This window comes from Parabacteroides timonensis (assembly GCF_900128505.1).
Taxonomy (GTDB): Bacteria; Bacteroidota; Bacteroidia; order Bacteroidales; family Tannerellaceae; genus Parabacteroides; species Parabacteroides timonensis.
Map to the genome: position 1 here is coordinate 1,964,768 of NZ_LT669941.1, position 20,021 is coordinate 1,984,788.

General features: G+C 42.2%; 11 protein-coding genes and 1 pseudogene. 6 read left to right on the forward strand and 6 right to left on the reverse strand.

Annotated features, from left to right (window positions below; translation table 11 throughout):
- Positions 1 to 92: 92 nt before the first annotated feature.
- The 3 genes from BQ7394_RS15515 to BQ7394_RS15525 all read right to left on the reverse strand — a co-directional run bounded on the left by BQ7394_RS15515 (position 93) and on the right by BQ7394_RS15525 (position 6,179).
- The gene (locus tag BQ7394_RS15515) at positions 93 to 920 is read right to left on the reverse strand and encodes a DUF5032 domain-containing protein (protein WP_075558260.1); all 828 of its coding nucleotides are present in this window, start codon (positions 918 to 920) and stop codon (positions 93 to 95) included.
- A gap of 241 nt (positions 921 to 1,161) precedes the next feature.
- Complete coding sequence (locus BQ7394_RS15520; RefSeq protein ID WP_075558261.1) at positions 1,162 to 3,474, reverse strand: family 20 glycosylhydrolase; 2,313 nt, start codon at positions 3,472 to 3,474, stop codon at positions 1,162 to 1,164.
- A 5-nt stretch (positions 3,475 to 3,479) separates the two neighbouring features.
- Positions 3,480 to 6,179 carry a glycoside hydrolase family 3 C-terminal domain-containing protein gene (locus tag BQ7394_RS15525; protein ID WP_235848758.1) on the reverse strand — a complete coding sequence of 900 codons (2,700 nt, stop codon included), beginning with the start codon at positions 6,177 to 6,179 and terminating at the stop codon, positions 3,480 to 3,482.
- A 185-nt stretch (positions 6,180 to 6,364) separates the two neighbouring features.
- Here BQ7394_RS15525 and BQ7394_RS15530 point away from each other — a divergent pair, with 185 nt between their 5' ends.
- From BQ7394_RS15530 to BQ7394_RS15545, 4 genes are all read left to right on the forward strand, one after another.
- The gene (locus BQ7394_RS15530) at positions 6,365 to 6,982 is read left to right on the forward strand and encodes an RNA polymerase sigma-70 factor (protein WP_075560065.1); all 618 of its coding nucleotides are present in this window, start codon (positions 6,365 to 6,367) and stop codon (positions 6,980 to 6,982) included.
- Positions 6,983 to 7,028: 46 nt separating this feature from the next.
- The gene (locus tag BQ7394_RS15535; protein ID WP_075558262.1) at positions 7,029 to 7,994 is read left to right on the forward strand and encodes a FecR family protein; all 966 of its coding nucleotides are present in this window, start codon (positions 7,029 to 7,031) and stop codon (positions 7,992 to 7,994) included.
- 299 nt (positions 7,995 to 8,293) lie between these two features.
- Positions 8,294 to 11,734 (forward strand): TonB-dependent receptor, encoded by a 3,441-nt coding sequence (locus BQ7394_RS15540; RefSeq protein ID WP_235848759.1) that lies wholly within the window; start codon positions 8,294 to 8,296, stop codon positions 11,732 to 11,734.
- Positions 11,735 to 11,751: 17 nt separating this feature from the next.
- Positions 11,752 to 13,350, forward strand: a complete 1,599-nt coding sequence (locus BQ7394_RS15545; protein ID WP_075558263.1) for a SusD/RagB family nutrient-binding outer membrane lipoprotein — start codon at positions 11,752 to 11,754, stop codon at positions 13,348 to 13,350.
- A 65-nt stretch (positions 13,351 to 13,415) separates the two neighbouring features.
- Here the strand turns inward: BQ7394_RS15545 and BQ7394_RS15550 are convergent, their stop codons facing one another.
- Positions 13,416 to 15,677, reverse strand: a complete 2,262-nt coding sequence (locus tag BQ7394_RS15550; RefSeq protein WP_075558264.1) for a monovalent cation:proton antiporter family protein — start codon at positions 15,675 to 15,677, stop codon at positions 13,416 to 13,418.
- Positions 15,678 to 15,813: 136 nt separating this feature from the next.
- On the opposite strand from BQ7394_RS15550, the gene BQ7394_RS15555 reads away from it, so the two are divergent.
- Together BQ7394_RS15555 and BQ7394_RS15560 are read left to right on the forward strand one after the other, a co-directional pair.
- Positions 15,814 to 16,677: an alpha/beta hydrolase gene (locus BQ7394_RS15555; protein ID WP_075558265.1), complete on the forward strand. Its 864-nt coding sequence runs from the start codon at positions 15,814 to 15,816 to the stop codon at positions 16,675 to 16,677.
- An 84-nt stretch (positions 16,678 to 16,761) separates the two neighbouring features.
- A pseudogene (locus tag BQ7394_RS15560) lies at positions 16,762 to 17,151 on the forward strand (SDR family NAD(P)-dependent oxidoreductase); the annotation flags it as partial.
- 24 nt (positions 17,152 to 17,175) lie between these two features.
- Here BQ7394_RS15560 and BQ7394_RS15565 read toward each other — a convergent pair.
- Positions 17,176 to 18,705 carry a fimbrillin family protein gene (locus BQ7394_RS15565; protein WP_082211971.1) on the reverse strand — a complete coding sequence of 510 codons (1,530 nt, stop codon included), beginning with the start codon at positions 18,703 to 18,705 and terminating at the stop codon, positions 17,176 to 17,178.
- A 139-nt stretch (positions 18,706 to 18,844) separates the two neighbouring features.
- Positions 18,845 to 19,840, reverse strand: a complete 996-nt coding sequence (locus tag BQ7394_RS15570; RefSeq protein ID WP_075558268.1) for an isoaspartyl peptidase/L-asparaginase family protein — start codon at positions 19,838 to 19,840, stop codon at positions 18,845 to 18,847.
- Positions 19,841 to 20,021 lie beyond the last annotated feature (181 nt).

Genomic DNA, 20,021 nt, shown 5'->3' on the forward strand with positions numbered 1-20,021 from the left:
AATACCGACAGATAATCGCATCACTTTCATCGGATGCGATTTAACAACTTATACAAACAACCTTTTTAATATCTCTATTACTAACAGGCTTGTTACTTTGAATAGGTAAACGTATAATTATATGTATTCGTCTCTGCTATTTTATCGGTAGAACTGATTTGTTCCTGAATTGTCATGGCGGTAATATAATCGCCGGTAGTTGTAAAATGATACGTGTAATTTGCTGTTGTATCATCCTCTCCGGAAAGACTATAGTAAGTAGCCGATTCAGGTAAGTTCCTACTTCGGTTTCCATAAAGTAGATTTATCGGAGAAAAAGCATCAAAACCTACCGGATTAAAAGATGGTATCACACGCCAGGGAAAATTGGACGGAGTCAAGGCCGCACTATATTTATATTCAATTCTTTTCTTATCCTGGGTGAAAAGGACAACATTATTGTTTTCCCATGAATAAGTTTCTTCTTTGTCAAATGTTTGTGATTCGTAGCCGCCCTCTCCTTCTTTCGGCCAGGTCATTGTTCGTGAAGCACCAGTCAGGCTGGAACCACTATAATTATAATCATATTTATCACTTGTGTAAACCTCTCTATTATAAGGATTATCCTTTTTAACGAATTTGTAGAGAATGACACTTCCTCCCATAGTATATTCAATCCGTTCGATGCCGTCTTCCGGATTCATCATTGTAATCTTTTTATCTACATATATAAAAGGTATCTTCTTTCCATCAACAAAATCGATAGAAGCAATCTTATCATCATTCGTATAATTGATATATGCAAAAAACACCACATCCGTCCCTTTGGTACATGTGATCTGGGATAGTTTGTCCAATTCAGGTACAACAGGTTTATCATCATCTCCGCAAGATAATAATCCGATAATCATTATCATGAATAAAAATGCATACTTTTTCATCTCTTCCGTTTTTATTATTCAACATGACAAAATTAGAACTTTTGGAGAAATAAAGGCTGAAGTAACCAATTTTAAGCAATCGAGCTTGAATAAATCCTATATTCTTTCAGAATTTAAGCAATGTATTCCCTAAGTAAGATATTATAAACAAATATCTTACAGCAGGAAACAACGTATCACAAACAATATTTAATTTTTGATAATGTAAAAATGGAATATCAAACCATCGAGGATGATCACCTTACACTATACTTATTTCATCCACAAACAGGAACGCCGCATTTCCCGGCCACATATGCCACGCAGGAAGCTTGGGAGTTACTTTAATAACGATACGGACATAACGCGTCGGCGTCTCCACAAAGTCCAGGGCATAGGGATAGATACCGTCTTTATCGTTTTTACCTAATATCGGATAAGATTGTGAAGCTACTTTACGGAAGTTTGTTCCATCCTCTGAAAGCAGGACATCAAACCCTACCGGTCCCATAACTGCTGCTCCTTTCGAGACATTTGCTGTAAAAGAAACTCTCTTCACTGGGGTTACTTCCCGAAGATCGATCATTACATCCATATCCGTCAGGAAGCCGAGCCAACGGCCGGTATTATAATTACTGTTTCCCTGTAAACCGTCTGTCAGGGTAGTCGCTCCTCCAAAAGTATAGTTCGAATGAGGTGGACTAAATAGATGAATAGGTTTAAAGGTTGCCTTATTCACTTGTATATTTTCTGTAAAAAGCTCGCTTGTATCTCCTTCGAAGATAACCCGGGCCTGAAGAAGAGCATTTTGATCTACCATAACAGGCGTTGTATAAATTGTTGAACTGATCTCCGGTTCGCTACCATCCAACGTATAATAAATAGTGCGGTTGCCGATGGTCGATAAAGAAACGGCCAATGCTCCTCGGACGGTATCAGGTTTAAAAGATTCCGTTATTTGGAATGCATGTCTTGAATAAGTATATTTCTCCCGATCATAGATATCTACCATACGGTAAAGCCTGTCCATAAAACCGTCAAAGTCATGTTGTTCAGGTGCTGACCAAGCCAACTCGCTTAATGCGGCTACTCTTGGGAGAATCAGATATTCGGCTCGCTCCGGCGTCTCGATCCGTTCCGACCAAAGGCAACCTTGTACACCGATAATATGTTTTTGTATATCCAACGGCAAAGAATCGGGTACAGGTTCGAAATCATATATCCGCCGAATACCACGATTTCCACCAAGTTCCAGCAGTTGTTTACTGCTAAAGTAAAGAATCCCGGCTGGTGTCATAATGACATCATGATGCTGTTGTGCCGCTTTAACTCCGTTTTCCGTTCCACGCCATGACATCACGGTTGCATTCGGAGCAAGGCCGCCTTCGAGTATTTCATCCCAGCCGATTATCTGGCGGCCTTTACTGTTTACAAACGCTTCGATACACGTCATGAAATAGCTTTGTAGTTTATCTTCCGCCTGATGTTCTTTGGTATCTTTCCAGCCCATCTTATGAATTAATTGCTGGCATTTAGAACATTTACTCCATCGGTCGCGAGGGCATTCATCTCCACCGACATGAATATAATGTGATGGAAACAGATCGATAATTTCCGATAGGACATCCTCTGCAAAACGAAGTGACTGCTCATTCCCAATACATAGAACGTCTTTATGGACACCATAAGTTGTAGCTACTTCGTACGGACCGCCCGTGCACCCTAATTCCGGACAGGCAGCCAACGCCGATGTGATATGACCGGGCAAATCGATCTCCGGAACAACTGTTATGTAGCGATCAGCTGCATATTTTACAATCTCCCGGACTTCATCCTGCGTATAGAAACCACCATAAGGAATCCCGTCGAACTTTCCGGAGCCATCGTTCAGTAAGGATTCTTTACGCTGTGAGCCAACCTCTGTCAGACGGGGATATTTCTTGATTTCGATCCGCCATCCCTGATCTTCCGTCAGATGCCAGTGGAAGATATTGATGTTGTGCAGAGCCAGAATATCAATATATTTCTTGATAAAATCCGTTGAAAAGAAGTGCCGTCCAACATCCAGATGCATTCCTCTGTATGGAAACCGGGGATGATCTTCTATCAGGACTGCCGGAAAAATGATTTCTTTATTCTCTGCTCCTGACGGCAATGACTTACGCAAGGTTTGTATACCATAAAAAAGCCCGGCTTCACTTTTGCCTGTAATAGAAACGGTTTTATTATTCACTTCCAATCGATAGGCCTCCGGAGAATTTTCAGAAATATCCTCCAACAGCAAATTTATTCCGTTGGAGGAAACCATACCTTCTGTTGTCTCCGGTTGAAATCCGGTTACTTCCTTGATATAGTCGGAAAGGAAAGCCGCTAGTTGTTCGGCTTTTTCATTACCCACCGGATATCCGATACGCGTTGTCCCGGAAAGAGTGAATGAAGAGGTTTCCGTTTCTTCTATTTTTACCGGCAGAGGTATGATACGATAGTCAGCCGACAATTTTTTTCCACTTTCTGTACACGACAAAAGTAAAACTGCCAGTATCGTCGTTGTTACCTGCTTGATTGATATTCTCATTGTATTTATAGTTTAATAGGTGAAGGTTGGGAAACAGTCCCCAGGTTTATTTTCGATTGCTGATGGATAGTCCCTTTCAAACGGATATCCTTACAGGAGCGTCCTATCATAATACGGAAATCACCGGGTTCTACTACCCGATTCATATCTTTATCCAACATCGACAGATCTTCTTCTGTAATCTGAAAACTTACTTTCCGGGTTTCGTCCGGTGCCAATGGTACCGGTTCAAAATGGATCAACCGGGTGATAGGTTGAGTAACAGAAGCCACTTTATCGAGTAAATAAAGTTGTACGACTTCATTCGCCGAATACTTTCCGATATTCTTTACTGTAAAAGAGACCTTATAAGATGTACGACCGGGAACAGGTTCTATTTTCAAATCTCTATAATCGAATTCCGAATAACTTAATCCATAACCAAACGGAAATAAAGGTTCCCCTGTCAAATTCAGATAATCATCGCTACGCCCGGTAGGTTTATGGCTATAATTCAATGGTAACTGAGCTTCATCGATAGGATAAGTTATCGGAAGTTTTCCGGAAGGATTATAGTCGCCAAACAATACATCGGCAACGGCATTTCCCCCTTCTTCTCCAGGATACCAAGCATTTAATATAGATTGAACATTATCTATCCATTCCGACATAACAACGGCACTTCCCCCTATCAGTACGACAACTGTCGGCTTTCCTGTCGCAGCCACACGATTGATCAATTCCTCTTGCCTGCCGGGTAAAGTCAGATAACCTCTGTCACGAAACTCTCCCTCTTCAAGACCCACCACCACAACTGCAACATCCGACCGAAGGGCTGCTTGTACCGCACGTTCGATACTCTCTTCTTCATTTTTAACTCCATAATCCCAAACCAGGCGGATACGGGCATTACGGGTATTCTCATAGAAGCGGACCTTTATATCGTATTCCTTCCCTTTTTCAAAGCGGAACGGCACAAGAGAGGTTCCAAACGAAGTCTTATAAGGTTTATCGATCAGTTTTTCCCCGTCTACCCAAAGTTGATAACCATCGTTGCCTTCCAACCCGAACTGATATGTTCCGGAAACAGGGGATTGCATCTTCCCTTTCCATTCGACAGAAAACCAGTCAACAGCCAGGCAGGTATCCGGAGCAAAAAGTGTCCAGGAGAATTGTAACTGTTTATCGATCCGTTTCAAATCCGGTTGTCCGTCACAAGTTATGTTATTAAAATAGACTCCTTCCAGGCCAGGTTTCCCTTCTGAAGTAAAAAGGAAATTACCCGGCACCGTCACGTAGGCAGGATTTAACCGCTTACACCCCATTTCATAAAATATCTCTGCCCGATCGCCCAGCTTATTCTTCAAACCATCTAATATACTTACCTTCTTTACGCCGGGACCGCTATATCCTCCTAAGCGAGCAGCTGTTGCATCCTCCCCTATCAATGCGATACGACTGATTTGTTTGGATAACGGTAATACCTGATCGCTATTCTTCAATAGAACCATCGATTTACGGGCCGCTTCACGTGTCAACGCCCGATGCTCGGCACAGGCATTCCATTTCTCCGCTTCAGTTTCATCAACATAAGGATGTTCAAAAAGCCCCAGGCGGAACTTCGCTTTTAAGACTTGTCCGGCAGCCCGATCGAGTGCCTCCTTTGTAACCCGCCCATCCAGGCAAGCCTGTAAAAAAGGAAGATGCTCATCGTAAGTTGTCTGAAAAATAACATCCAACCCACCATTAACAGCATCAGCACCAGCCTCTGCAAAATTATTAACCGTATGATGTAATTTATGAATGATACCGACCGCATCGGCATCGGCTATTGTAAAGCCGTCGAACCCCCATTCTCCTCGGAGCTTATCTATCAATAACCAAGGATTGGCTGTGCATGGTGTTCCATCCAACATATTATAAGCAGTCATTACCGATTGTGAACCACCTTCCATAAAGCAGGCTTTAAACGGTATCAGATGTGTCTCTTCCAAATAGCGTTCGGTAAAATGGATTGGATTGCTGTCGCGTCCTCCATCACCGGAGTTGACCACAAAATGCTTGGGAGTAGTTATCACACCCAACTCTTCAAAGCTTCTCACAAAATTCACTCCCATGCAAGCCGACAAGTAAGGATCTTCTCCATAGGTTTCCTCCACACGTCCCCACCGTACATCCGTAGCCAGATTAACTACCGGTGATAAGATCTGCCGGATACCGCGTGTTTTCGTTTCCATGGCAATGGCATGAGAAACTTTTTTCATTAATGTGGTATCAAAACTGGCTGCTAAGGCAATCGCCTGAGGAAAAGCGGTTGCTCCGCCACGTACCACCCCATGTAAAGCTTCATCAAAAGCAATAATAGGAATTCCTAGACGCGTTTCTTCTACAAAAAAACGCTGAATCTCATTTACCTTTTTAACTGTTTCACGTGCTGTCAAAGTCGGATTATACTGCAATAGTTGTTTCAGTTCGGGATTATTTGCTCCTACTGTCGACACCTGAAAACCCAAAATCCCGTGAAAGAATTTTTCTTTACCTAAATCCAGATCACCCGGCATCATATAAATCTGCCAGAATTTTTCTTCAATCGTCATCCGGTTTAACAAATCTTTCACTCGCTCTTCTACAGGTAATGCCGGATCCTTATAGGGTAGACGTTTTTCCGACTGGGTAAAGGAACACAGAAACAAGACCAAAATACAACAATAACCAGCTATTTTCATACATAATAATATAAGAGATGATTATACAATAATACACAAAAAGTGGTTGTGCATATATAGCTTAGTATATATGCCACAACCACTTCCGCATGCAATATTCAAAAAAAATAACGAATAAAACAAACGAGAAAGAAGAAAAAAAGGGATATATTTGACCTCTGAAAATGAGTATAAAGGAATATTTGATGAAAGACATCTCGCCAGCAGAAAGAATCAAAAATGGAGATCGAAATGCTTTTAACGATCTTTATAAGCAGCATTATTTTTCTGTCCGTTCGTACGCCAGGCTATTGTTGGATGAAAATGAAGCTGAGGATGTCGTTCAGGATGTTTTTTTTAATTTGTGGTTGCATCGGGATACGCTGGATGAAACTCTTTCTTTACGTGGCTATTTGCTCCGTTCTGTTTACAACACCGCTTTAAATATATTGAAGCGCAAAGGTTTACTGGAAAATTACAGTAATATATATAAACAAGAGATTGAAGAGATTGGGTATCAGTACTACAATCCCGATACCAACGACACATTACGGAATTTATATAATCAGGATCTCAGGATTGAATTAAACGCAGCTATTGAAAGCCTTCCACCTCGCTGCAAAGAGGCTTTCTCTTTAAGCTTCTTATATGATATGTCTGCAAAAGAGATCAGCACAAAACTGGGAGTATCCAAAAGCACCGTTGAAAACCACATTTACAACGCGCTTAAAATACTCCGGGAAAAGTTGAAATCCCATAAAGGCACTTCACTGATCATCCCGATTCTGTTCAAATTTATAGAAATTATAGATAAAACGAATTAGGTGTTTTTTCTTATAAAGTTGTATATAACAATAAGAGAACTAGAAAATGGAAGAGGATACTATATATAGATATTTTACCTGTCAGACTACAGAAGAAGAAGATAAGGCTATTTTGGACTGGATAAAAGCTTCAAAAGAAAACGAAGCTCTATTCTTTGAATTAAAAACAATATGGCACACTTGCTCTGAACAAAAAAGAGAAGATCCATGGGTTTTGAAGCATTCATTGAACAGTCTGAACCAGCGTATCGACAATCTGGAGAAACAGCCTGACAAGCGCTCTTATGCCCGGAAATATCTCTATCTATGGAGTAGCGCAGCCGCTATTGTTGCCATCATCCTTGCTTTCTCGGTTTTCTATATGCAAAGACCAGCTTCCTTACCTATGAATACAATTTCCAATGTATTCACCGATTCTGTCATGCAGATAAAACTGACCGACGGTAGCACCGTCTGGCTGAATTCCGGAGCATCTTTGAGTTATCCTGCTGAATTTATCAGCGATACAAGGGAGGTTAAACTCAAAGGAAATGCCTTTTTTGAGGTAGCGAAAGACACGCTGCATCCTTTCATCGTTTCTACGGATTTATACCGGATCAAAGTGTTGGGAACAATCTTCAGTCTTAATACAGATAATGCAGATCATATGGCTGAAGCCGTATTGCTGGAAGGCTCTATCCAATTGGAAAAATCCAGCGGAGAGAACCTCGTAGTCCTTCAACCCGGTCAACAGGCTGTATTTACCAGTGACTGTTCATCCGTCAAAGTAAATAAAATCGATGCCCGCCAGCATACATTATGGCGATTCGGACTGATTTGTCTTTCTAATATTTCTTTACAAGAGATCCTCTCCTGCCTGGAAGAAACCTACCACATAAAAATACAAATGGATACCCAAAAATTCACTAATCGCCGCTATAACTTCTCATTCAAACAGGCCAATAACCCGGAAGACGCGCTGAGACATTTATTCTATCTCACTGGCGTACAAGCCACTATCCTATCCGAATAAAAAAAGTAAACTTTTCTTTAGGTACTTCTTTATACAAAATTGTATTTATTATGTAGCGAATGGTAAAAGCGTAAGGCTGACACCATTGCTGCATAAATAAGTATGCCCGTTCGCCATGTAATAAAGCGGGCTTTCGTGAAAACACGCATTATCAAAATAATGCACTAATGATAAATCAATTATGTTAAACTAAAAAGAAAGCCTATGTGAAGCCAAAGAAAGAACCTCTGTTTTAACCGAGGATACAAAAAGAGTAAATTGTTATCAGTTAATCTTAAGAAAACAAATAAAAAGAATGTATGAAAAGAAAAAGTAGAAACTTTATTGCAGTCAAAAACCTCTGCATAGGACTCTCCTTATGCTGTATGGCAAGCGGAGCGCAAGCTGCAACTAATAGCACATTTGAAAAGAAGTTCGATGTCCAGTTCTCCGTTAATCAAGTAACATTGAAAAATGTTGTAGAACTGTTACAGGAACAAACCGATGTCGTATTCAGTTACGATCATACGTTGGAGTCAATAAAAGTAAACAACGTATCGGTAAAAGCAAAAAACGAAAGTATTGAATCTATACTCGAACAAGCCCTGAAAGGTACGGGTGTTGACTACAAAATTGAAAACCACATTGTTGTACTGTATGCCGCAAACACTTCCAAAAACAATGCGAAAGCAAGTATAACCCAACAAACCAAAAAAGTAACAGGTACAGTAAAAGATGCAACCGGCGAACCGATCATCGGAGCGAACGTCATTGTAAAAGGAACGACTAATGGCGTAATGACCGGTCTGGATGGTGATTTTACGCTCGAAGTGCCTACCGGTGCTACTCTGGAATTCAGTTATATCGGATACGCACCAGTCAGTATTCCTGTAAACGGACAGACTATTTTTAATGTTGTCCTGAAAGAGGATACACAAACGCTGGATGAAGTTGTCGTAACTGCTTTAGGTATCAAACGCCAGAAAAGAGCATTAGGTTATTCTACCACAACCGTAGGAGGTGACGATTTCACGGTAGCCCGTGATCCGAATCTAGGGAATGCCTTGTCCGGTAAGATTGCCGGTGTAACAGTAGCCGGAAACTCTACCGGTAGCGGTGGTAGTAGCCGTGTCGTTATTCGTGGTAATGCCTCTTTAACCGGTAACAACCAACCCTTGTATGTGGTGGATGGCGTGCCTTTCGATAACACCAATATGGGTAGTGCCGGACAATGGGGTGGTCTTGACCTTGGTGACGGTTTGTCAAACATTAATCCCGACGATATCGCCGATATCCAGGTTCTGAAAGGAGCTGCAGCTTCCGCTTTATATGGTTATCGCGGAGGTAATGGCGCTATCCTGATCACGACAAAGTCTGGTCAGAAAGGGAAACCTGTTAGCATCGACTTCAACAACAACCTGACATTCAATGCCATCTATGATTATAGGGATTTCCAGAATGTATTCGGCCAGGGTTCGGAAGGACAACGTCCTCTCACTGCTGATGCAGCGAAAGCAACCGAAGTACTAAGCTGGGGTGAACGTATGGACGGTGGCAAGGCTGTTAATTTCCTGGGAAATGAATATGCTTATTCTCCAGTCGATAACTGGTCGAACTTCTATCGTACAGGTGTTAACAATGCGACTTCATTAGCTATCAGCGGTGCCGGTGATAAAATTACGTATCGCTTTGGTGTATCCAATACCTATGAAAAAGGTATTCTTCCCAATGCCAACATCAGCCAGCAGGGTATCAACATGAATACTACCTACGATATTCTTAAGAATCTGCATCTGAGTGTAAATGCAAACTACGTATTCGAGAAGAACCAGGGCCGTTCAAACCTGTCCGATGGTAATGGTAGTACCAATGCCTCTCTGTTATATCGTGCCAACACATTCGATATTCGTTGGATGGAACGTGAAACTCCGGAAAGCGATTGGGGAACAACTGCCAGTGGTAAAGAAATGATTGGCGGTACGAATGAATATTTCAACAACCCGTATTGGCTCCAATACCGGAAAGTAAACACGACCAACAAAAACCGTCTGACAGGTGGTATCACTTTGAAATATGATATCTTTGATTGGTTGTATGCACAGGGAGGTATAACTCGTGACGGTTTTAGCTTTGAGTTCAGAAACGTGCAGCCTTATGGTGCAGCCGCTGATGCCGCCGGTTATTTGCAGGAATATGAGAAGAACTATTCTGAAATGAACCTGAACTATTTGATCGGTTTCAATAAGGAATTCGGAGATTGGAATATCGGTGCAACAATCGGAGGTAACCGTCAGCGTAATATCACCAAGCAATGGGGTACCGACGGCAATATCAAAAGTTTCCTGGTTCCGGGGTTTGAATCTGCCAACAACATCAGCAACCGTACCTATTTAAAAGACTATACCGAATATCGTGTTAATTCAGTTTATGCAACTGCCGATATAGGTTGGAAGAATCAGGTATTCTTAAACCTGACCGGACGTAACGACTGGTTCTCTACGCTGAATCCGGATCATAATCATTATTTCTATCCTTCCGTAAGTTTGTCGTGGGTATTCAGCGATACCTTCGAAATGCCGGAATGGTTTACATTCGGTAAGGTTCGTGGATCGTATGCCTCTGCATCAAACGGGACAAATCCTTATCAGAATTATTTGACCTATAAATTACAGAACTATAAAATCAACGGTCAGTCTGTAGCGACAGTCAATAATAGCACAGTTCCTAACAGCATGTTGAAACCGGTACGTATCTCGGAATGGGAAGCGGGTTTAAACATCTCCTTCCTTAATAATCGCCTGACTTTGGATGCTGCGTATTATGTAAAGAATACAAAAGACGACATTGCCCAGGTAACAACCAGTAATGCTTCTGGTTTTTCATCAGCTATCCAGAATATCGGTGAGATCCAAAACAACGGTATAGAAATAATGGTGAACGCCGTACCGGTACAAACAAGCAAATTCCAGTGGAGTACGACTTTCAATATCGCTCATAACAATAGTGAAGTCAAATATCTCGGAGAAGGTGTTAGCAGTCTGAGTATCGACGGCGCAACAGCCCGAAGCGGAAATGTGACCGTTAAAAATATCGTAGGAATGTCTTACGGAGAATTGGTCGGCTTCAAATATCAAAGAGACGATCAGGGAAATATCGTTTTCAAAGACGGTGTTGCACAGGCAACTACCAAAACGGAAAACTTAGGAAGCGGTGTTTATAACCTGACTGGAGGATGGCGTAATGAATTTACATATAAAGACTGGACACTGTCTTTCCTGCTCGACTTCAAAGCCGGAGCCAAACTGTTTTCCGGAACAAACTACGGTCTGTATAGCGATGGTTTGCATAAAAACACATTGGAAGGCCGTGGAGATGATGGCAAAGGAACTATCATCGGGAAAGGTGTTATGCTAGACAAAAACGGAAATTATGTAGCTAATAATGTTGAAGTATCAGCCCAGACTTATTGGCAAGGTATCGTAAGTAACAACATCGCAGAAGAATTTATTTATAATGCGAGTTTCATCAAGTTACGTGAATTATCTCTTGGTTATACATTCCCGAAATCATTGTTAGGCAGACAGAATGTAGTAAAGGGAGCCTCTATCTCTCTGGTTGGACGTAACCTTTGGACGATCCTGAAACACACCGACAATATCGATCCTGAATCTGCTTACAACAATACAAATGGGCAGGGATTAGAGTTGAACGGTTATCCTGCAACAAGAAGCATTGGTTTCAACGTGAATGTTAAATTTTAATTTAATGCATTGGTAATATGAAAAAAGCAATATTATATGCTGCGGCGGCATTTTCATTAATGACAGGCGCAACGAGCTGTAGTGATTTTGGAGACGTGAATAACGATCCGGAACAGATGACCCCAGCTATCTTGGATTTTAAACTGGTATTTACACAAGTCATGTCACAGGCTTGCGGTTCAGACTGGGACGTTTGGCGTAATGGCATGATTTATAGCGCATGTATGTTACAACATACTACTTCCGTCACTTGGGATTACGGTACATTTTATGCCTATTCAGATGGATATAATGCTGCTTACTGGGATGGATTTTATAGTGGAGACAGAGCAGCTATCCGTAATGCCTACCTGGTAATGCAAGAATGGAAAGACAGACCTGAGTATCAGAATGAATATCAAATGTGTCGTATTATACGGGCATTTATGTTCCATCGCATGACCGACTTGTATGGTGATGTACCTTATTTCGATGCATCCAAAGGTATAGAAGGTGTAGGATATCCTAAATACGACACACAGCAGGCGATTTACAATGATTTGTTCAAGGAATTAGACGAAGCTCAGGCAGCCTTGAGTACTTCCGTTGCAACGACAGTAAGCAATGAAGATCCGCTTTATGGCGGAGATGTAACTAAATGGAAAAAGTTTGCCAACTCTTTGATGTTACGCCTGGCTATGCGTTTAACAAAGGTAGACCAGGCCACTGCTGAAACATGGGTGAAAAAAGCTATTTCCAACGGTTTGTTTGAAAGTGCAGCAGATAATGCGATGGTAAAACATCCGGATGGTCTGGTTACCGACGATTCGGCCGAACCTTATGGAAAGGTGCTGAGCCATGAAGATACACAAGCTTTCTACCTGAGCGAGTTCTTTATCAATATGCTGAAAAACTCTAACGACCCTCGCCTGCCGTTGATCGCCACAGTATGTTCTAATCCTTCCGAAAAATGGCAAGGTGATTTTGACTTCGGAGATAATGACCCGTCCAAACAGATTGGTTTGCCGGTTGGTTATGATACAAAAGGAAATGAATGGGACTTGTCTAATGCTCCTGGTTATCCGGGAACTAACTGGAGATCATACTATTCTTTACCGAACCGTCAGACCTACGCACGTCCGGATGCACCGACTATGCTACTGACTTACACCGAGAATCAGTTGTTATTGGCTGAAGCGGCTTACCGCGGCTGGGTTTCAGGTAATGCAAAAGATTATTATGAAGCAGGTGTAAGATCAGCTATGCAACAGTTCTCTTTCTATTCTGCTGCAGAAAGTTCTTACAATCGATATCTGAATGCAGAGGCTATCGATAAATATCTGGCAGAGAATCCATTTGATCAATCCAAAGCTCTTGAGCAAATCAATACACAATATTATATCACGACTTTCTGTGATGAATATGAAACATTTGCAAACTGGCGTCGTTCTGGTTATCCGGTATTAACTCCGGTAAACAAAAACTATTCAACTTGCGTTACGAACGGAACTATCCCGCGTCGTTTCCAATACCCTGTAACAGAAAGCCAAAACAACGAGGCTAACTATCAGGATGCTATTGGTCGCATGAATGGTGGCGACAGAATGACCTCACGTGTATGGTGGGATAAAGAATAAATAAAGTTCTTACAAATGTTAAGGGGCAGCCGGCGTAAAGCTGACTGTCCCTTTTCTTTATATATTTACTCTCCTTTTATCAAATCCTGTATCTTACTCTTGTCCCCCACAACCCATACCAGGTCATCCATTTCAAAAATCGTATCGTTGTCCGGCGTTATCAGGGAATCGCCATTACGTTCAAGGCCAACGATCAGACAATTATATCGGCGACCTACATTCGACTGCGTAATACTTTGGCCGAGGAATGGGAAACTCTCGTCGACAATAAATGAGTTGACTGTAATCTCTTCCGGTTGGTTTCCGCAATAGTCATCTCCATTCTGCTGATCTTCCAGTTTAGCCTGGAATGCTTTCAGCTGTTCATCCGTACCTACTACAACCACTTTGTCTTGCGGATAGATATGGTCGGAACCTCCTGGAATATAAATTTTATAATCTCCCCGGATAATCTCTACAATACTTACGCCGAAGTCCTTCCGGAGAGGCAATTCTGCCAACGACTTCCCGGCATAGGGAGAACAAGGAGAAACCGGCACTACGGCCAGATGAATATCCTTATCACTCAACTGCTTGTTGAAACTCGTCTTCAACGGGTTACGCTTGCGGTCTACTTCCTCGCGGCGGTTCAAATTAGTAAGGAAATGGGCTTCCAGTTTGGAGTACTGGTTCAGATCGCGACGGAATAAAATAATCAGGATCAAGACACCAACGGCAATAATCGCACCTATACCATACTGCACATGATAATACTTGATCAATACGATCGAAACGAACAGAATAGCCACAAACACCCTGAACAGCACAAGTGCCACCAGTTTCCCATGATTATATTTGTTATCTTTCCACAAACTCATAAACAACTCCGGCGAATTATTCTTATTTGCCACCAACCCGGCCAGAAAAGGTGTCATCAGGATAAGTGTCAATACACTCATAATAATACTTCCCCACATTTCCATAGCTGGAAATTTCTCAACCATCAACGGATGAATCACCTTGGTAGACAACAATAGGATGGCTGTCAACAATACAGAATGGATCAATATCTTTCCGACATACAATTTCAGCAACTTCCGCCAATCGCTATCATGATTAATCGTCTTCGATCCGGAAGAATACCGGTCGAGGAAATCACACGCCTTATCCGGTAATATTCTGTATAGCCATTCTGCAAACGGCCCCGACAGACGGATAAAGTAAGGAGTCGTAAAAGTGGTTATCACCGAGACTGCCACAATGATCGGATACACAAAGTCGTCGAGCACCTTCAACGATACTCCTAAAGCTGCAATAATAAAGGCAAACTCTCCTATCTGCGCCAAGCTAAAACCCGATTGTATAGATGTTTTAAGCGGTTGTCCCGACAACAGGACACCGAATGAAGAGAAAAAAGCCTTCCCGACAATAGTGACCAACGTAATCAGAATGACCGGCCATGCATATTGTACCAGGATCGCCGGATCGACCAACATCCCTACCGAAACGAAAAAGATAGCCCCGAACAGGTCTTTCACAGGTTTAATAATATGTTCGATACGTTCTGCCTCAATCGTCTCCGCCAGGATCGATCCCATAATAAAAGCTCCTAGGGCAGCAGAGAAACCGGTCTTGGTAGCGACTACTACCATTCCCAAACACAAGCCGAGAGCTATTACCAACAACGTTTCATCATTCATCAGCCTCCTCACTTTTTTCAGCAAAGCCGGGATAACGAAAATACCGACTAAGAACCAAAGAATCAGAAAGAAAGCGACTTTCAGGATACTACCTATCATTTCCTCTCCTGCAAACTCCTGGCTTACCGCCATTGTCGAAAGCAGTACCATCATGATTATGGCCACCAGGTCTTCCACCACCAACGTCCCGAACACGATCCCTGTAAAGCGTTGATTACGTAATCCCAGATCATCAAAAGCTTTTATAATAATTGTTGTGGACGACATCGACAACATCCCTCCCAGAAAAATGGAATTCATGGTAGACCACCCCAGCAAATGCCCGATCAGATACCCCACAATAAGCATGGTTATCACCTCCGTCATTGCAGTGATAAAAGCGGTAGACCCCACATTCATCAATTTCTTAAAACTAAATTCGAGCCCCAGGGCAAACAGAAGGAATACGACTCCCATCTCGGCCCAAAGATTGATATTCTCAACATCGACAACGGTCGGAAAGATGTGGATATAAGGCCCGGCCAATAGCCCGGCTACAATATATCCCAGTACGAGCGGTTGTTTCAGCCATTTAAATAATAAGGTTATTACACCTGCGGAAATAAGTATCAAAGCCAGATCGGAAATCAAATCGGGTAAATGCGACATATATATTTATTAATTAGTACGTTTAGTAAACAAAAATAACATTTTCTGACGTTTTATCAAATATAGCTCCCTCTTTTTTCTAACTTTGTTCCCTGTATTCACAAATAAAGAACTATTAATTTAATACTGTCAGTATATGAAAAACAAATTGCTAATCAGTCTTGTTCTGTGCATTCTGTTCAATTTAAACGGAATGGGACAAAGCGCAGTCTTCGAGTCGTTAAAATTCGATAGTAAGAAGTTAGGCAAAGAAGTTTCTTACTCCATCTACCTGCCATCCGACTATAATACTTCGCAACGTAAATATCCGGTACTTTATCTGTTGCATGGCTATACTGATGACGAAACCATGTGGATACAAACCGGAGATGTGAAAGAAATCGTCGACAAAGCAATCAATAGCGGGGATGCTACACAAATGATCGTTGTTATGCCCAATGCCTGGGACACTTGGTATATCAACCAATATGACGGCAAGGCTCCTTATGAAGATATGTTTTTTGAAGAACTGATTCCTTATATCGAAAAGACCTATCGTGCCCGCAGCCGTCAGGAGTTCCGTGCCATTGCGGGACTTTCCATGGGTGGCTACGGCTCATTCCTTTACTCACTGCATCATCCGGATATGTTTTCCGCCTGTGCACCGCTCAGTGCCGCTATCTTCGACGACAGTGTTATGGAGAAGCGACAGGCTCAATCGCATAAGGATTTATTCAGCCGTTTGTTTGGTCCCGGACTGAACTACTGGCATAAGAACAGTGTGTTGAAGATACTTTCCGAATTGGATAAAGAAAATCTCCCGCGCATCCGTTATTATATAGATTGCGGTGACAGAGACGGATTGCTGGAAGGTAATTACCAGGCTCATAAGATCATGCAGGAGAAAGGAATGAAACATGAATTCCGTGTGCGTGGAGGTGGCCATACATGGTTATACTGGCGTACAGCCCTGCCGGAAGTCTTGGAATTTGTAAGCGGAGCATTCCGCAGAAATCAATAATAATCTTCCAATTTCTTTATATGAAAAAAGGAACAGCTGCCAATTACTGCCGTATCATTCTGATAACCAGAGCCTCTTCAGGGATATTATTCGGCTTCCAAATTTGCCGTGGAAGGTTTCAGTGAAGCTTTACAACACGAAGTACGCCCTTTTGGTATCCGTATCTGCCTGGTCGAGCCGGGAGACTTTTGTACAAACTTCACTGCCAATCGTTGTATTTCAGAAGTAACCCTCAGCCACCCGGAGTATCATGAAGCCTTTACGCATACAATGGCTGCCATTGAGGAGACGGAACAAAAAGGCACCCATCCTGATAAGCTGGCACATACTATTAGCCGCCTGATAAAAAAGAAACGCCCTCCCTTCCGTACCAAAACCGGCCCTGTCGAACAAGTGTTGTTTGCCTGTTGCAAAGATTGGCTTCCGGACAGGTTGGTTGCATGGGTGGTACGGAAAGGATACAGGCTGAAATAAGATAATATCTATACCACTCCTGTTTTAAAAGGCAAGAACGGGACGAACATAGGCAGCTGTGCTGAATTTGCTGGTCGATTGTACCAGGTAAGGAGCAAAACTACGGCTAACCAATAATCCCCAGTAATTCATACCATTGGATTCCGTACTGCAAATAAAATAGTCAGCCATAACATTTGCAACGAAAGGAATTCCGATGCGGTTCGACATATAAGAGTTTATGTCCTCTATACCAGGCCCAAAGTTTTGAATAAAAGCATACCACTGACCTGAAGACGGAATATACCACCCACTGGTATCTTCCAGCTTTTCATTTGGATCCACATTAAAGCTACTCACTGCGGCAAAAGCCGGACAATTAGATTCATAATCATTCAAATTAAAGATTGCTTGTGTTTCCGCATATCCATCCATATTACTATTAGCAATATTCACATTAGTAATAAATATACCACTGTTCGCTCCTGTGGTGGACCATTTTACAACCTCTCCTGTATTCTTCAAAGCAATGACATACCCATTACGCCAACCCCGATCCTTGTCTTTTTGTGAAGTTACCGTACTGAAAACAAGACCGATACAAGTCTTGTTTCCATCTAATGTACTCCCCCAAGTCCCATCGGCATAAAAGAAATCACCAACCTTCACCACATCAGGCAATGAAACTTCGGCGTCAACATCTTTTCCGGTACCATTTCCGGCATTCCAATCGGCTATATCGGAATCGTCGACTATCAAAGAAGAGTTCTTTACCGTAATATTAAAAAGGTAACTTTTTCCTGGGTTAAGTACTTCCGTGAAAGGAATATCAGCTTTATATACATTCTTTCCGATAGTTATAGTCAGCGTAGCGGCAGGTAGGTCCTGCGGTACGACAATCAGTGTTACCGAACGATTTTCATCCGTACCGGTATGTGTAAGCTGCAACTGTCCGGCCTCTTCGTCGGAGGCTGTAACAACACCGGTCGTAACATCAAACTCACCTTTCAGTTTCACACCTTCCAGAACAGCATTCAGCGTTTTAAAGTCTTCATTCGTATTCTCATTTTCACGGGTAATATTAAATATCAACTTGCTCATCTTATGTGAAAAGCGTAAATTCACTTCCGGTGAAGCCTGACTACCTGTTCCCGACGCATACAGGAAATCTATCTTTTTCTGCTCTCCCGGTTGCCCTTGCAAGGTAACGTCTACCGGTATTTTCGAATTATTGATACTTTGAGTATAAGGATAATAGGCTTTGAAAGTTACTACGTCTGTCCCTTCATAAAAATATGTTTTAGCCGGTAGCCAGTCCACACTGCTTCCGCCACCACCTTCAAATGTACAGTTGATATTTTGATAATCAATTACAAGGCTCTCATCTTCATAGGCCGTTATTCCGATGCGGTCACCTTTCTCCCAGGTTGCATCATAAGCTTTTGTATGAGGCTCAATACCAGCTGTAAAGGTCGCTGCGACTTGTTTACTCCCTCCCACAGGTTCTTCTTTACTACATGCAGCGCTCAATACAATGCCGACTACCGCCATTGCTAAAAATAGGTTTTTACTCATATTATTTTCTTTATTAGTGGATCACTTATCTTTCGACAAGGACAAAATAAAGAAAACAAATCAATTCAATTTGTGACATATTGTCACTTGTTGCGCCAACTCGTCCCAGGCTTTAGGATATAGAGCCTACTCCACTCTGTTATTCAGCAATGCTGACCATCGTTTTACCGATACCGACTTTCTTCTCTTTGGCTGCACCGCCCTTTTCCTTATATAGATAGCCCCGGAACATACCGGTACTATTAAAAGGCATCGCTATATTCCCGTCTTTATCGACAGCGATCAGTCCACCATTACCTTCATTGGCATTCAGTTCTACGTTTATGATATAATCGGCAGCCTCTTCTACGGGTTCCTTCAGAAACTTATACCGGGCACACAAGTTAAAGGCCACGGCATGACGAATAAAATATTCACCGTGTCCGGTACAGGATACAGCACAACTCTGATTATCGGCATAGGTTCCGGCACCAATCACCGGTGAATCGCCAATACGTCCCCATTTCTTTTTAAACATACCGCCGGTACTCGTCCCAGCCGTCAAGTTTCCCTGTTTGTCCAGGACAACACAGCCCACCGTCCCGTTCTTTTTACTTTCCTGTTTCAGTTTATCGATCCATTTCATTGTCTTCGGAGTGGCGAAATACATATTATCGACCTGTTCCAATCCTTGTTCGGCAGCAAAGAGATCAGCACCTGTTCCGCTCAGCATAACATGGGGAGTCTTTGTTTTAACGGCGTAAGCAGCGTTGATCGGATTCTTGATTGTCTTAACCCCGGCTACAGCTCCGGCTGAAAGATCTTTACCTTCCATAATAGAAGCATCCAGCTCGAAAGTTCCATCGGCCGTACAGGTAGCACCTTTACCGGCATTGAATAAAGGATTGTTTTCAAAGTAGTTGATCACTGCCATAACGGCTTGAGGACCTTCTCCACCGGTAGCCAGAATACGGTCGCCGATCGATAAAGCCGAATCAAGAGCTGCATAATATTGTGCAGAACGTACCGGGTCACTTTCAAGTCCGGCAACATCACCGGCACCACCATGTACAACGATTACATATTCACGATTCTGAGCCTGTAACAGACAACCACCGGTCAGTAAAATAACTGTAAGAAAGAAATTTCTCAACATAAGAGAATCAATTTAAATTAGCAATAATAATACCAGATGATGCCTAACCAAACATTTTGCCTTCATTGTGGCAGAGTCTTGCCACCGCAATGGCAGTAGCTTGCCATAACTATGGCAAATGTTTGCCACTGTATTGGCAAGACTCTGCCATAGTTATGGCAAAAGCTGGCAGTAGGAATAT